16 protein-coding genes are annotated in these 14,905 nt (G+C 58.7%); 10 read left to right on the forward strand and 6 right to left on the reverse strand.

The window, feature by feature from the left end; translation table 11 throughout:
• Window positions 1–14 precede the first annotated feature (14 nt).
• Window positions 15–1,208 (reverse strand): YjgN family protein, encoded by a 1,194-nt coding sequence (locus K5R89_RS17185; protein ID WP_217259431.1) that lies wholly within the window; start codon window positions 1,206–1,208, stop codon window positions 15–17.
• 185 nt (window positions 1,209–1,393) lie between these two features.
• Here K5R89_RS17185 and K5R89_RS17190 point away from each other — a divergent pair, with 185 nt between their 5' ends.
• Window positions 1,394–1,897, forward strand: a complete 504-nt coding sequence (locus K5R89_RS17190) for a GNAT family N-acetyltransferase (RefSeq protein ID WP_023291770.1) — start codon at window positions 1,394–1,396, stop codon at window positions 1,895–1,897.
• Window positions 1,898–2,180: 283 nt separating this feature from the next.
• On the opposite strand, the gene miaE is transcribed toward K5R89_RS17190, so the two are convergent.
• Window positions 2,181–2,945 carry a tRNA isopentenyl-2-thiomethyl-A-37 hydroxylase MiaE gene (miaE, locus tag K5R89_RS17195; protein WP_023291769.1) on the reverse strand — a complete coding sequence of 255 codons (765 nt, stop codon included), beginning with the start codon at window positions 2,943–2,945 and terminating at the stop codon, window positions 2,181–2,183.
• Window positions 2,946–3,002: 57 nt separating this feature from the next.
• Window positions 3,003–3,425 carry a ribonuclease E inhibitor RraB gene (rraB, locus tag K5R89_RS17200; RefSeq protein ID WP_023291768.1) on the reverse strand — a complete coding sequence of 141 codons (423 nt, stop codon included), beginning with the start codon at window positions 3,423–3,425 and terminating at the stop codon, window positions 3,003–3,005.
• A 163-nt stretch (window positions 3,426–3,588) separates the two neighbouring features.
• Between rraB and argF the strand changes: the two genes are divergently transcribed.
• Window positions 3,589–4,593, forward strand: coding sequence for an ornithine carbamoyltransferase (argF, locus tag K5R89_RS17205; RefSeq protein WP_048296511.1), 1,005 nt, complete (start codon window positions 3,589–3,591; stop codon window positions 4,591–4,593).
• A gap of 68 nt (window positions 4,594–4,661) precedes the next feature.
• Here argF and K5R89_RS17210 read toward each other — a convergent pair whose 3' ends face one another.
• The gene (locus K5R89_RS17210) at window positions 4,662–5,114 is read right to left on the reverse strand and encodes a YhcH/YjgK/YiaL family protein (protein ID WP_217259430.1); all 453 of its coding nucleotides are present in this window, start codon (window positions 5,112–5,114) and stop codon (window positions 4,662–4,664) included.
• A 194-nt stretch (window positions 5,115–5,308) separates the two neighbouring features.
• On the opposite strand from K5R89_RS17210, the gene K5R89_RS17215 reads away from it, so the two are divergent.
• From K5R89_RS17215 to ridA, 5 genes are all read left to right on the forward strand, one after another.
• Entirely contained in the window at window positions 5,309–5,413 is a 105-nt protein-coding gene (locus K5R89_RS17215) for a pyrBI operon leader peptide (RefSeq protein ID WP_002886930.1), read from the forward strand.
• A complete protein-coding gene (locus K5R89_RS27485; protein WP_227650304.1) occupies window positions 5,388–5,447 on the forward strand; it encodes a pyrBI operon leader peptide in 60 nt (19 codons plus the stop codon). The genes K5R89_RS17215 and K5R89_RS27485 overlap by 26 nt, the downstream gene beginning before the upstream one ends.
• 2 nt (window positions 5,448–5,449) lie before the next feature.
• Window positions 5,450–6,385: an aspartate carbamoyltransferase gene (gene pyrB, locus K5R89_RS17220; protein WP_004206522.1), complete on the forward strand. Its 936-nt coding sequence runs from the start codon at window positions 5,450–5,452 to the stop codon at window positions 6,383–6,385.
• Between the two features lie 13 nt (window positions 6,386–6,398).
• Window positions 6,399–6,860 (forward strand): aspartate carbamoyltransferase regulatory subunit, encoded by a 462-nt coding sequence (gene pyrI / locus K5R89_RS17225; RefSeq protein ID WP_002886927.1) that lies wholly within the window; start codon window positions 6,399–6,401, stop codon window positions 6,858–6,860.
• Window positions 6,861–7,013: 153 nt separating this feature from the next.
• Entirely contained in the window at window positions 7,014–7,400 is a 387-nt protein-coding gene (ridA, locus tag K5R89_RS17230) for a 2-iminobutanoate/2-iminopropanoate deaminase (RefSeq protein WP_002886926.1), read from the forward strand.
• A 73-nt stretch (window positions 7,401–7,473) separates the two neighbouring features.
• Here the strand turns inward: ridA and mgtA are convergent, their stop codons facing one another.
• Together mgtA and mgtL are read right to left on the reverse strand one after the other, a co-directional pair.
• Window positions 7,474–10,182 (reverse strand): magnesium-translocating P-type ATPase, encoded by a 2,709-nt coding sequence (mgtA, locus tag K5R89_RS17235; protein ID WP_217259429.1) that lies wholly within the window; start codon window positions 10,180–10,182, stop codon window positions 7,474–7,476.
• A gap of 145 nt (window positions 10,183–10,327) precedes the next feature.
• Window positions 10,328–10,381 carry a mgtA regulatory leader peptide MgtL gene (mgtL, locus tag K5R89_RS27865; RefSeq protein ID WP_219340445.1) on the reverse strand — a complete coding sequence of 18 codons (54 nt, stop codon included), beginning with the start codon at window positions 10,379–10,381 and terminating at the stop codon, window positions 10,328–10,330.
• A 180-nt stretch (window positions 10,382–10,561) separates the two neighbouring features.
• Between mgtL and treR the strand changes: the two genes are divergently transcribed.
• The 3 genes from treR to treC all read left to right on the forward strand — a co-directional run bounded on the left by treR (window position 10,562) and on the right by treC (window position 14,765).
• On the forward strand, window positions 10,562–11,509 hold the full coding sequence (gene treR / locus K5R89_RS17245) for a trehalose operon repressor TreR (RefSeq protein WP_217259428.1): 948 nt from the start codon (window positions 10,562–10,564) through the stop codon (window positions 11,507–11,509).
• 130 nt (window positions 11,510–11,639) lie between these two features.
• A complete protein-coding gene (gene treB / locus K5R89_RS17250; protein WP_023291762.1) occupies window positions 11,640–13,058 on the forward strand; it encodes a PTS trehalose transporter subunit IIBC in 1,419 nt (472 codons plus the stop codon).
• A gap of 51 nt (window positions 13,059–13,109) precedes the next feature.
• Entirely contained in the window at window positions 13,110–14,765 is a 1,656-nt protein-coding gene (gene treC, locus K5R89_RS17255) for an alpha,alpha-phosphotrehalase (RefSeq protein WP_072422313.1), read from the forward strand.
• Window positions 14,766–14,905: the final 140 nt, after the last annotated feature.

Below are 14,905 nucleotides of genomic sequence, written 5' to 3' on the forward strand. Positions count from 1 at the left end.
CCGGCCTTTTTACATTACAGGAACGGCAGCATCGGAAAAAAACCGCCGCATAGTTTGTCAGATACCGTCGGCTGCGGTGGTGCCGCCGGCTGCAGATCGAGCGAATCGAACTCACCGACCATCGTCGTGTTTTCAGCAATATAGCGTAGCAAATCAATCTTGAACCAGGGATAGGCCAGCCCCAGCGTCAGCGGCGTGAGAAACGTCAACGCCAGTAAACGCGGAGCAAGACCGAAAAACGTCAGGGTGGAACGAAAATGAACGCTGTCCCCCAGCACCAGGTTATTCATCGCGTGATTACGTAAAGCCACACGAAGGTATGCCATGGATAACACGATACCGATAGTGAGGAATATATATCCCCCTAATATCGCCCCAAGATGCCGCAATGCCATAAACAGTGCCGAACCTTCACTGCACAGACCAAACATACAGCCCGTCAGCAGTTGAGCGAATGCGGAAAATAAAAAGCCAATAAAAATGACGATAAACGGCAACAAAATCGCCGTTGCCCATAAAAAAATCACCACACAACGCTTAGTACTCACATAAATATTAAATTTATTTTTGCCAAAGGTTGCGCCTTTGCCGATGAGATCAAGCCAGTGGCTGTAAACCACACCGCTGGTTATTGCCATAATAACTAGCGCCAGCAAAAGCAGAACAACGATCCCCAGCAGCATGCTATTTAGGCCATTGTAAAAGAGCCGACTTCCCAGCATGGCGAACACCACCGCTGTTAGCACGTATATCAGCAAAGGTAAGCCGAGCATAATCCACCATCCGCGCAGCAGATGACACTGAACCCCAAAGCGAATATTCGCGAAAGAGGTCATCGTCGCATGGTAGCTTAACCCCTTAATTATCATTACCGGCAGCAGGATAAGAAATGCCAGCGTCTCCAGCCCTTCGCTACCGGGAGAGAAAATGGCAAGCGCTAAGCTGAGTAAAACCAGCACGACAAATATCAATAGCCAGCTGAGTAAAATCGTGATACCGCGCCCGTGATAGGCAAAGCGGGCGCCATTAACCTCCATATTCTCACAAAGATAACGGCGACTCCGTACCCATGCCCATGGAATAAATAACCCACAAGTTATTACAGAAAAAATAATATTAACCAGACAAATAATAAAATAGCGCCCGGCCTGACCATGAAAAATAAAAGAATGGCCAGAACGCTGCAATTGCCCTGAAATCATACTCATAAAAAAGTCGTCCTTGTACTTTAAATCATATATAAAAATAATAAATAATGCGCATCGGCATTAAGAGAGCAGAATATATTATTTTGAATTTTCCCGGCAATACATTTCACGCGCACCTTGCGCCTGTAAACGAATAATGGTATTAAAGAAATATATGGTTATTTAAGCTAAAATTGAGTGATTCTATGAATCTTGCCGCGCCACAGACCTTTACTTTACGCCGTATCGCGGTACAGGATAACGCTGCGATAGCGGCCGTCATCCGCCAGGTATCCGCAGAATATGGCCTGACCGCCGATAAAGGCTATACGGTCGCCGACCCGAATCTCGATGAACTGTATGAGCTGTACAGCCAGCCAGGCTCGGCCTACTGGGTGGTGGAGAAAGAGGGAGAAGTGGTTGGCGGCGGCGGCGTCGCGCCGCTCGCCTGCAGCGAGCCGGATATCTGCGAGCTGCAGAAAATGTATTTCATGACCAGCGCCCGCGGCCAGGGGCTGGCGAAGAAGCTGGCGCTGCTGGCGCTGGACTACGCCCGCGAGCAAGGGTTTAAACGCTGCTATCTGGAAACCACCGCCTTCCTGACGGAGGCGATCGGCTTATATGAGCATCTTGGCTTCGAACATATTGACGGTCCGCTGGGCTGCACCGGCCACGTGGACTGCGAAGTGCGGATGTTGAAAATGCTGTAACGCCTCGATATCGCAGGCGTCCCCGGTAGCGCTACGCTTACCGGGGCTACAGTTCGGTAGCCCGGCTAAGCGTAGCGCGAGCCGGGGTATGTCCCGGATGGCACCGCTAGCACCTTACCCGTGCTCGCGGTGCCGTTTTTTTGTCGGGTGGCGGCTAACGCCTTACCCGACCTACGGCCCGTACCATGGCGAGCTGAAGCTCTCAACGCTATCTCTCTCCCCATGGCTACTGAGACTGCCGGCGTGAGTGGCGACCGGGGCGACGGGAGCCGAACAGCGTGGGCTACGCCGCCGCCGGCACGCCGCTGTGAAAGCGGAACTCGGCCTCCGGACGGAGGATCAGCGCCGCTTCCGCCTCGCCGAGCTGGCGGACCCGTTCGCTGATATCTTCTCCGGCAATCTTCTGCGCCAGATCCAGGTAGTCCTGATAGTGACGCGCTTCCGAGCGCAGCAGCGACAGATAGAACTTCTGCAGATCGTCGTCCAGCCACGGCGCCAGCGCCGCAAAGCGCTCGCAGGAGCGGGCCTCGATATAGGCGCCGCAGATAAGCTTATCGATCAGCATCACCGGCTCATGTGAGCGCACCTCCCGTCGCATGCCGCGGGCATAGTTGCTGGCGGTGATTTTGACGTAGGGGATATCGCGCGCCAGCATCATCTCCCGCACCTGCCAGAAGTGATGCAGCTCCTCTTTAATCAGCAAAATCATGCTGTCCAGCAACTGACGGCCCCACGGGTCGTCGGTCTGCGGCATGGCGCTTTTGTTGATCCGCTTATGCAGAGCGACAAAATCCGGCTCTGGCCCCCGGCGGTAGGTGAAGTCTTCATACGGCTTCAGGCAGGCCAGCAGCTCGTCGGCGTCGGCTTTATCCGCGACGTAGCGACGCACCAGCAGCATGGCGTTCTGCGCCGCTTTCAGTTCGCACACCATATGGTCGGTCAGCAGCAGCGGCAGGTTTTCCGGCTTGCGGGCTTCGTCAATCCACGCCTGCGGCGTCGGGCAGTGCAGGAAGTTGATAATCGGGGAGAGTATCTGCGGGTAATCCATGGAGGTTCCTTGCTATACGGCGGCTGGCGCCGCCGTATCATCTACATCTTCTGCGACTTAGTGACGAACACCATCGTCGTCTTCATCGACAAAATCTTCGTCATCCTCGCCGTCTTCTTCACCGTTCGGGTCCTCATAGTAGGTGCCCCAACCGTCATACTCGACGTCAAATTTTTCTGCCAGCGTCATCAGCTGTTCCACCTGGGCATCGATCAGTTCTGCGTTCAGGGCGCATTCGCTCAGAATATCGCAGCAGATGACCACTTCACCCTCTTCCACTTCCAGCTCTTCGGGCTCGGTCACTTCGTAGCCCAGCTTAAACGCTTCCACCGCCACTTTCTCCAGGGTTTCGAAATCGTCTGCAGAGAGGTGATGCTCAATCGTGTACAGTGCGTCCGGATCGCTGCCATCTTCCAGCAGCTCTTCGATAATCAGACGCGTCTCTTCACGCTGTTCTTCCAGGTGTTCCGGGTTTGCCATGGCTCGTTCCTCATAATGTGCGGCAGTTATCCCTATTGTCACATACCGCCGTCATTGCCTCCACTTCTCAGTGAAAGATTTCGATCACAGACTTGCAAATGAATATTCATACATATAAATTGAATTTTAATTCAATTAGTGGCCTATGCCAGGTGAGGGAACCATGTCTGCGTTTTACCAGAAGCATTTTTTAAAGTTACTCGATTTTACGCCTGCAGAAATCACCGCCCTGCTCGAGCTGGCGGCAAAGCTGAAAGCCGATAAGAAAAACGGTATCGAAGTCCAGAAACTGGCAGGGAAAAACATCGCGCTCATCTTCGAAAAAGACTCAACCCGTACACGATGCTCTTTCGAAGTTGCCGCATACGATCAGGGCGCCCGCGTGACCTACCTGGGGCCCAGCGGCAGCCAGATTGGCCATAAAGAGTCGATCAAGGACACCGCCCGCGTGCTCGGACGGATGTACGACGGCATTCAGTACCGCGGCCACGGCCAGGAAGTGGTGGAGACCCTGGCGCAATACGCCGGCGTGCCGGTGTGGAACGGCCTCACCAACGAGTTCCACCCTACCCAGCTGCTGGCGGACCTGCTGACCATGAAAGAGCACCTGCCGGGCAAAGCCTTTAACCAGATGACGCTGGTCTACGCCGGCGACGCGCGCAACAACATGGGTAATTCGATGCTGGAAGCCGCGGCGCTGACCGGTCTGGATCTGCGCCTGGTGGCGCCCTCGGCCTGCTGGCCGGAGGCCGCGCTGGTGGAAACCTGTACCGCGCTGGCGAAACAGCAGGGCGGCAACATCACCCTGACGGAAGATATCGCCGCGGGGGTGCAAGGCGCCGATTTTATCTATACCGACGTCTGGGTCTCAATGGGCGAGGCGAAGGAAAAATGGGCCGAACGTATCGCCCTGCTGCGCGACTATCAGGTTAACAGTGCGATGCTGGCGCTGACCGGCAACCCGCAGGTCAAATTCCTCCACTGCCTGCCGGCGTTCCACGACGACCAGACCACGCTGGGCAAACAGATGGCTGCCGATTACGGCCTGCACGGCGGCATGGAGGTGACTGACGAGGTGTTTGAGTCGGCGGCAAGCGTGGTCTTCGACCAGGCGGAAAACCGGATGCACACCATCAAAGCGGTGATGGTGGCGACGCTGAGCAAATAGTCTACGCTCGCCGTCAAATCCCGGATCGCTCGGCGCGTATCCGGGATACCGCTCGTCAGGGCGCTTTGTCACGCCATCAGCATCTTCACCACCGCTTTGCGCACCTTCGCCGGGGCGCCCGCGGCGCACAGCGGTTTATGCACTTCGCCGGGATAAAACACCACAAAGTCCCCTTCGTTAAGGATCACCGTTTGCTCCTGCGCCCCCTCCGCCAGGAAAGCGATGTCTTTCTCCGCCAGCCAGTCGGTCTGCGGCTCTCCAGCCGGCAGGGTGCTGAAGGTCATCCCCTCGCTGCCGCGGAGCACAATCTGGATATCGAGATAGCGGGCATGGTATTCCGCGCGGCGCGCGGCCTGCGGCTCGGTGGTGTCTTCGGAAATCAGATAAAACAGGTTGTTGCCGTCGATATCATGTTTACCCAGCGGCGTCGCCTCGCTGACATGGGCGATAACGTGTTCGATAGCCTCGCGCAGCGCGGCAGGCAGCCATGGCTGCAGATGGTGGATATTGCCAATAATCATCGCTTACCTCAAATATAAAACAACATTTCATTTTTGCGTTTTATACCCCCATCGTCGCTGCCATACCAGTGCAGTTTCACGGTTCTTTGCGCTGGCGCACTTTTCTGCAGGCAAACGATTACCTGTTTGTGAATGAATCGCTTGATCGCCATAACGGTCTGCGTATAATGCCAGTCGTTTTGCCGGGAGGAAGCATGGCCAATTGCGTACGACATTCTGTCTTAGCGCGTCTCAATGCAGACGCTGGCCTGCCGTTTTTCTTTCCGTTGCTCATTGGATTCCCGAAGCCCCTTATTTAAGGGGCTTTTTTTTTGCCCAGGCGTCAGGAGATAAGCATGGCTAACCCGCTATATCAAAAACATATCATTTCCATAAACGATCTCAGCCGCGAAGACCTCGAACTGGTGCTGGCGACGGCGGCAAAGCTGAAAGCTAATCCACAACCCGAGCTGCTGAAGCATAAGGTTATCGCCAGCTGTTTCTTTGAAGCCTCGACCCGCACCCGCCTCTCTTTTGAAACCTCGATGCACCGCCTGGGGGCCAGCGTGGTCGGCTTCTCCGACAGCGCCAACACCTCGCTGGGCAAAAAAGGGGAAACGCTGGCGGATACCATCTCCGTCATCAGCACCTACGTTGACGCCATCGTGATGCGTCATCCGCAGGAGGGCGCCGCCCGTCTGGCGACCGAATTCTCCGGCGGCGTGCCGGTACTGAACGCCGGCGACGGCGCCAACCAGCACCCGACCCAGACCCTGCTCGACCTGTTCACCATTCAGGAGACCCAGGGCCGCCTCGAAAACCTCAACGTGGCGATGGTCGGCGATCTGAAGTATGGCCGTACCGTCCACTCCCTGACCCAGGCGCTGGCCAAATTCAGCGGCAACCGCTTCTACTTTATCGCCCCGGACGCGCTGGCCATGCCGCAGTACATCCTCGATATGCTGGATGAAAAAGGTATCGCCTGGAGCCTGCATAGCGCCATCGACGACGTGATGGCGGAAGTGGATATTCTCTACATGACCCGCGTGCAGAAAGAGCGTCTGGATCCGTCGGAATACGCCAACGTCAAAGCGCAGTTCGTCCTGCGCGCCGCCGACCTCGAAGGGGCGCGCGCCAATATGAAGGTGCTGCACCCGCTGCCGCGCATTGACGAAATCACCACCGATGTCGATAAAACGCCGCACGCCTGGTACTTCCAGCAGGCCGGTAACGGCATCTTCGCCCGCCAGGCGTTACTGGCACTGGTACTGAATAGCGAGCTGGCACTGTAAGGGGAAATGAGAGATGACACACGACAATAAACTGCAGGTAGAAGCGATCAAACGCGGCACCGTGATCGACCACATTCCGGCGCAGGTCGGCTTTAAGCTGCTCACCCTGTTCAAACTGACCGAAACCGACCAGCGCATCACCATCGGCCTGAACCTGCCCTCCGGCGAGATGGGCCGCAAGGATTTGATTAAAATCGAGAACACCTTCCTGACCGACGAGCAGGTTAACCAGCTGTCGCTGTACGCCCCGCAGGCGACGGTAAACCGCATTGATGATTACGAAGTGGTGGGCAAATCCCGCCCGAGCCTGCCGGATCGCATCGACAGCGTGCTGGTCTGCCCGAACAGCAACTGTATCAGCCACGCCGAACCGGTTTCTTCCAGTTTTGCAGTGAAAAAACGCGCTGATGACATCGCACTCAAATGTAAATACTGCGAAAAAGAGTTTTCTCATTATGTGGTGCTGGCCAACTAAATGCGGTTGGTATTGGTGGTAGGCCTCCCTATAATGGCTACCACCCTACGCTTCGTCCTTCAGGCGGCGTCTGCGCCCGGCGACACAGCGCTTACCGCCTGGCGGCCACCTGAATGATTTTGCGTAACATTACTCAGTTCATCTGGAGATAACATGAGCAAAACTATTGCGACGGAAAATGCACCAGCAGCGATTGGCCCCTACGTTCAGGGCGTTGACCTGGGCAGCATGATCATCACCTCTGGCCAGATCCCGGTCGACCCGAAAACCGGCAGCGTTCCGGAAGACGTATCCGCGCAGGCGCGCCAGTCGCTGAACAACGTGAAAGCCATCGTTGAAGCCGCAGGCCTCACCGTCGGCGACATCGTCAAGACCACCGTTTTCGTCAAAGATCTCAACGATTTCGCTACCGTTAACGCCACATACGAAGCGTTCTTCACCGAGCACAACGCCACCTTCCCGGCGCGCTCCTGCGTTGAAGTGGCGCGTCTGCCGAAAGACGTGAAGATCGAGATCGAAGCCATCGCCGTGCGTCGCTGATCGCGAACTCCGGCATGAAAAAAGGCAGCCCGCAGGCTGCCTTTTTTACGGGGGTCATCCGCAAACCTTCCCCTCACTGCCAGCCGTAGCGGCGGCTGTAGAAGCCTTTGACCGTTTGGGTCAGCACCATATAGCCCGCCAGGATCGCCACCAGCCATGGGAAGTAGCTCAGCGGCAGGGCCTGTAGCTGCAGATAGCCCGCCAGCGGCGAGAACGGCAGCGCGATCCCCACCGCCATCACCACCAGGGTCATGGCGAACAGCGGCCAGGCGGCGCGGCTCTGGACGAACGGAATGCGCCGGGTGCGGATCATGTGCACGATCAGCGTTTGCGACAGCAGCCCTTCAATAAACCAGCCGGACTGGAACAGGGTCTGCATCTCCACGGTATTGGCGTGGAACACCCACCACATCAGGCCGAAGGTGAGGATGTCGAAAATCGAGCTGATCGGGCCGAAGAAGACCATAAAGCGTCCGAGGTCGGCCGGGTTCCAGCGCTGCGGCTTGCGGATCTGTTCATCGTCGACATTATCGAACGGGATCGCCACCTGGGAGACATCGTACAGCAGGTTCTGAATCAACAGGTGCAGCGGCAGCATCGGCAGAAACGGCAGGAAGGCGCTGGCCACCAGCACGCTGAAGACATTGCCGAAGTTGGAGCTGGCGGTCATTTTGATGTACTTAAGCATGTTGGCGAAAGTGCGGCGGCCTTCGATCACCCCCTCCTCCAGCACCATCAGGCTTTTCTCCAGCAGAATGATATCCGCCGCCTCGCGGGCGATATCCACCGCGCCGTCGACCGAGATGCCGATGTCCGCCGCGCGCAGCGCCGGGGCGTCGTTGATGCCGTCGCCCATAAAGCCCACCACGTGGCCTTCGCGTTTCAGCAGCGTCACGATGCGCTCCTTATGCAGCGGCGCCAGGCGGGCGAAGAGCGTGGTGCGTTTCGCCAGCGCCGCCAGCTCGTCGTCGCTCATGGCTTCAATCTGGCTGCCAATCACCACTTCGCCGGCATCCAGCCCCACTTCATGGCACACCTTCGCCGCCACCAGCTCGCTGTCGCCGGTGAGGATCTTCACCGTGATGCCGCTGGCTTTTAACGCTTTCAGCGCCGGGGCGGTGGTCTCTTTCGGCGGATCGAGGAAGGCGATGTAGCCTTCAAGGATCAGGTCCGACTCATCGGCGCGCTGGTAGTTGCCTTCGCGGGCCGGCAGGTACCTGGTCGCCACCGCCACCACCCGCAGCCCCTGTCGGTTGAGGGTGTCAGTGACCCGGCGGATGCGGCGCAGCATGGTGTCGTCCAGCGGCACGATATCGCCGTTGTAGCGCACCTGGGTTGAGACGTTGAGGATCTCCTGCAGCGCCCCTTTGCAGATCAGCTGATGCGCGGCGTCCTCCTCTTTCACCACCACCGACATGCGGCGGCGTTCGAAATCGAAGGGGATCTCATCCACTTTCTGCCAGCGCGCCGCCAGCCCGCGGGCGGCCTCCAGCTCAACGCCCTCCAGCACCGCGGTGTCGAGCAGATTTTTCAACCCGGTCTGGTAGTGGCTGTTCAGCCAGGCGGCATGCAGTACGCGCTCGCTGACCTTGCCGGAGACGTCGGTATGGTTCTCCAGCACAATCTTATCCTGAGTCAGGGTGCCGGTTTTATCGGTGCAGAGGATGTCCATCGCGCCAAAGTTCTGAATGGCGTCGAGGTGCTTCACGATGACCTTTTGCTTCGACAGCTTTACCGCCCCGCGCGCCAGCGTCGAGGTGACGATCATCGGCAGCATCTCCGGCGTCAGGCCGACCGCCACCGACAGCGCGAACAGCGCCGCCTCCCACCAGTCGCCTTTGGTGTAGCCATTGATCAGCAGCACCACCGGGGCCATCACCAGCATAAAGCGGATCAGCAGCATACTCACCCGGCTGATGCCTTTCTGGAAGGCGTTCGGCTCGCTCTCCTGTTCGCTGACGCGGCCGGCCAGTTGACCAAACCAGGTGTGGCCGCCGGTGGCGAAGACGATGGCCTGCGCCGAACCGCTCACCACATTGGTGCCCATAAAGCACAGGGTGTCGCACTCCAGCGGGTTCTGCTGCAGCGGATCGCGGCTGCGGGCCACTTTCTCCACCGGCAGCGATTCGCCGGTCAGCGAGGCCTGGGCGACGAACAGATCCCGCGCCTGCAGGATACGCAGGTCCGCCGGGATCATGTCCCCCGCCGACAGCCGGATGATGTCGCCCGGCACCAGCTGGTCGATAGGCAGCTCCAGCCAGCGGCTCTCCCCCTGTTCGTTGACCACCCGCAGCACGGTGGCGGTATTGCTCACCATCGCCTTCAGCGCATCCGCCGCTTTGGTCGAGCGCGCCTCCTGGATGAAGTTGAGCAGCGTCGAGATCCCAACCATCAGGGCGATCACCCCGGCGGCGAACAGATCTTCGGTGGAATAGGAGACGATGCCCAGCACCGTCAGCAGCAGATTGAACGGGTTGCGGTAGCAGGTCCACAGATGCACCCACCACGGCGAGGGCTTCTGCGCCGGGATCTGGTTGTCGCCGTGTTTAAGGATTTTCGCCGCCACTTCGCCTTCATTGAGCCCTTCAGGGTGGCTGTCAAACGCGCGCCAGATCTCCTGGTCGTCCATCGCCGCCACGTCCAGGCACTGTTTGCCCAGCGACTCAGGAATGGGGCCGCTCGCCAGATGGCGGGCGTCCGGCAGCGGATCGCGCTGGACTAAACGGCGTGGCAGATGGCGGCTAAGCTGTGCGAACAGCTGCCGGGTATAATTTTTCAGCATAAACAGTCCCTCCGCGCTCGCGCAAGCGAACGCAGCGTTGCCGACGGGCGTAGCAAAACCTACCTGTCAGGCATGTTATTTTTATGGCAGGGACATCAAGGACGTCACTGCTTTACGCTTTCCGGTAAAGCAGTGTTAAACAGGCTTACCGGAAAGAAAGGTTGCTCCATCGAGGATGAGGAGTGGGATCGGGGTCCATAACTATCTCCGGTAAGTGAATTTAAACGGCGCGGATTATAGCGCCCTCGTTGAGGATTGTGTGGCAATAATGGCGATGATAAACCCGCGCAACTAAACCGAACGTAAACCAGACTTTGCTCATTGCGGTTTGGTTGAGTAGCATTAGGCTCACTTCTACCCACCCTGACGAGAATTCCGCATGCAGAACCGGCTGACCATCAAAGATATCGCGCGCTTAAGCGGCGTAGGGAAATCAACGGTATCCCGCGTCCTCAACAACGAGAGCGGGGTCAGCGAACGGACCCGCGAGCGCGTCGAAGCGGTGATGCAGCAGCACGGTTTCTCGCCCTCCCGCTCCGCCCGCGCCATGCGCGGCCAGAGCGATAAAGTGGTGGCGATTATCGTCACCCGTCTCGATTCGCTGTCGGAAAACCTCGCCGTGCAGACCATGCTGCCCGCCTTTTATGAGCAGGGTTACGACCCGATTATGATGGAGAGTCAGTTCTCCCCTGGGCTGGTGGAGGAGCATCTCGGCATGCTCGCCCGGCGTAATATTGACGGCGTGGTGCTGTTCGGTTTTACCGGCATCGACGAGGCGATGCTCGCTCCCTGGCGCGACACCCTGGTGCTGATGGCCCGCGACGCCCCCGGCTTCGCCTCGGTGTGCTATGACGACGAGGGGGCCATCACGCTGCTGATGCAGCGGCTCTACGAGCGCGGACATCGCCACATCAGCTTCCTTGGCGTACCGCACAGCGACGTCACCACCGGCGAACGCCGCCATCTCGCCTACCTCGCCTTCTGTAAAAAGCATCGCCTGACGCCCACCGCCGCCCTGCCGGGGCTGGGCATGAAGCAGGGGTATGACACCGTCGCCAGCGTGCTGACGGCCGAGACCAGCGCCCTGGTCTGCGCCACCGATACCCTCGCCCTCGGCGCCAGCAAATATCTCCAGCAGCAGGGCCGCGATGCGCTGCAGCTCGCCAGCGTCGGCAGCACGCCGCTGATGAAGTTTCTCCACCCGGAAATATTGACCGTCGATCCTGGCTATGCCGAGTCCGGACGCCGGGCCGCCCGGCAGTTGATCGAGCAGATCGCCGGCAGCGTCGATCCCCGCCAGATCATCATTCCCGCCGCCCTCAATTAATCTCGTTCGGGCAATTTATGTGATCGTCGCCGGGTTTCGGGAACGTTCCCATTTTGCAAATCAAGCGGAACGGTTAGGATGCCCTCAAGGTAAAAACGGCATCTCTCCCCTCTGTTTTTGAGGCTTCATCATGAGCAAAGTAAACCAGCAGGACATCGATAAACTGATCGAACTGGTGGGCGGGCGCGGCAATATCGCCACCGTCAGCCACTGTATTACCCGTTTGCGCTTTGTGCTGAACGACCCGGCCATCGCCAGACCAAAAGAGATTGAGCAGCTGCGCATGGTGAAGGGATGCTTCACTAACGCCGGTCAGTTCCAGGTGGTCATCGGCACCGAGGTGGGTGATTACTACAAGGCCCTGCTGGCGACCACCGGTCAGACTTCCGCCGATAAAGAGCAGGTCAAACAGGCCGCGCGGCAAAATATGAAGTGGCATGAACAGCTGATCTCGCACTTCGCCGAGATCTTCTTCCCGCTGCTGCCGGCGCTGATCAGCGGCGGTCTGATCCTCGGTTTCCGCAACGTCATCGGCGACTTACCCATGAGCAATGGCCAGACGCTGGCCCAGATGCACCCGTCGCTGAAAACCATCTATGACTTCCTGTGGCTGATTGGCGAGGCGATCTTCTTCTATCTGCCGGTGGGGATCTGCTGGTCGGCGGTGAAGAAGATGGGCGGTACGCCGATCCTCGGTATCGTCCTGGGCGTGACCCTGGTGTCCCCGCAGCTGATGAACGCCTATCTCCTCGGCCAGCAGGTGCCGGAGGTGTGGAACTTCGGCCTGTTTACCATTGCTAAAGTCGGCTACCAGGCGCAGGTCATCCCGGCCCTGCTGGCGGGCCTGACCTTAGGCTTTATCGAGACGCGCCTCAAGCGCATTGTGCCTGACTACCTCTATCTGGTCATTGTGCCGGTCTGCTCGCTGATCCTCGCGGTATTCCTCGCGCACGCCATTATCGGTCCGTTCGGCCGCCTGATCGGCGACGGCGTAGCCTTCGCAGTGCGCCATCTGTTAACCGGCAGCTTCGCGCCGATCGGCGCCGCGCTGTTTGGCTTCCTCTACGCGCCGCTGGTGATTACCGGCGTCCATCAGACCACCCTCGCCATCGATATGCAGATGATCCAGAGCATGGGCGGGACCCCGGTGTGGCCGCTGATTGCGCTGTCCAACATTGCCCAGGCGTCGGCGGTGGTCGGCATCATCATCGCCAGCCGCAAGCAGAATGAACGTGAAATCTCAGTACCGGCGGCGATCTCCGCCTATCTCGGGGTCACCGAGCCGGCAATGTACGGTATCAACCTGAAGTACCGCTTCCCGATGCTGTGCGCAATGATCGGCTCCGGCCTCGCCGGCCTGCTGTGCGGCCTGAACGGCGTGCTGGCGAACGGCATCGGCGTCGGCGGCCTGCCGGGGATCCTCTCCATCCAGCCGAGCTACTGGCAGGTGTACGCCATGGCGATGGCCATCGCGGTGGTGGTGCCGATTATCCTCACCACCGTGGTGTATCAGCGCAAGTACCGTCAGGGCACCTTGCAGATTGTCTAACTTCTTCTTTCGGGGCGCCTTTGGCGCCCCTCGTTGCAGCAGGAAAGTACTATGAATCATCTCCCCCACTGGTGGCAAAACGGCGTTATTTATCAAATCTATCCGAAGAGTTTTCAGGATACCACCGGCAGCGGCACCGGCGACCTGCGCGGCGTCACCTCCCGCCTCGACTATCTGCAAAAGCTTGGGGTCGACGCCATCTGGCTGACGCCGTTCTACGTTTCACCGCAGGTGGATAACGGCTACGACGTGGCAAACTACACCGCCATCGATCCCTCCTACGGCACGATGGACGATTTTGACGCCCTGGTGGCGGAAGCGAAGGCCCGCGGGATCCGCATCGTGCTGGATATGGTGCTGAACCATACCTCGACCGAGCACGAGTGGTTCCGTCAGTCGCTGAATAAGGAGAGCCCCTACCGTCAGTTCTATATCTGGCGCGACGGCGAACCGGACGCCCTGCCGAACAACTGGCGCTCCAAGTTTGGCGGCAACGCCTGGCAGTGGCATGCCGACAGCGGCCAGTATTATCTGCACCTGTTCGCCATTGAGCAGGCGGATCTCAACTGGGAGAACCCGGCGGTGCGCGCCGAGCTGAAAAAGGTCTGCGAATTCTGGGCCGACCGCGGCGTCGACGGCCTGCGCCTCGACGTGGTCAACCTGATCTCGAAAGATCAGGCCTTTCCCGGCGATGCGGACGGGGATGGTCGCCGCTTCTACACCGACGGCCCGCGGGTGCATGAGTTCCTGCAGGAGATGAGCCGCGATGTCTTCACGCCACGTCATCTGATGACCGTCGGCGAGATGTCTTCCACTTCGCTGGAACACTGCCAGCAGTACGCCGCGCTGGACGGCCGCGAGCTGTCGATGACCTTTAACTTCCACCATTTAAAAGTCGATTATCCCGGTGGGGAGAAGTGGACCCTCGCCCGCCCGGACTATGTGGCGCTGAAGGCGCTGTTCCGCCACTGGCAGCAGGGGATGCACAACCGGGCGTGGAACGCGCTGTTCTGGTGTAATCACGATCAGCCGCGCATCGTCTCGCGCTTTGGCGACGAAGGCGAGTACCGGGTGCCGGCGGCGAAGATGCTGGCGATGGTGCTGCACGGCATGCAGGGCACGCCCTATATTTATCAGGGCGAAGAGATCGGTATGACCAATCCGCACTTCAACAGCATCAGCGATTATCGCGACGTCGAGAGCCACAATATGTTTATCGAACGCGCGGCGCAGGGGCAAAGTCCGGACGAACTGCTGGCGATCCTTGCCAGCAAGTCGCGCGACAACAGCCGCACGCCGATGCCGTGGCATGGTGGCGAGAACGGTGGCTTTAGCGATGGCGAACCGTGGATCGGCCTTGGCGATAACTACCGGGAGATCAACGTCGAGGCGGCGCTGGCGGACCCTGATTCGGTGTTTTATGCCTATCAGCAGCTGATTACGCTGCGTAAAACCCTGCCGCTGCTGACCTGGGGCGATTATCAGGATCTCCTGCCTGACCATCCGTCGCTGTGGTGCTATCGCCGTCAGTGGCAGGGACAAACGCTGGTGGTCGCCGCCAACCTGAGCCGCGACCTGCAGGCCTGGCAGCCTGAGGACGCCCCGGGCGAGTGGAAGATGATCATCAGCAACTATGCCGAGACCACGCCCCGCCCAACCGGGCTGACGCTGCGGCCGTTCGAAGCGGTATGGTGGCTGCAGGCGTAAGGTACTTCTTGCCCGACAGAAACCGGAGCGTAATGCCTGGCATCGGAGGTGGATGCCAGGCATTTTTGCTTATTTTCCAGCCAGATAAATTTACATTTATCGCCAGCGCCCATCATCCGTACTCTCACCTTTTTACCTTG

Source organism: Klebsiella sp. TF21-TM (genome assembly GCF_019753495.1).
Classification (GTDB): domain Bacteria; phylum Pseudomonadota; class Gammaproteobacteria; order Enterobacterales; family Enterobacteriaceae; genus Klebsiella; species Klebsiella quasipneumoniae.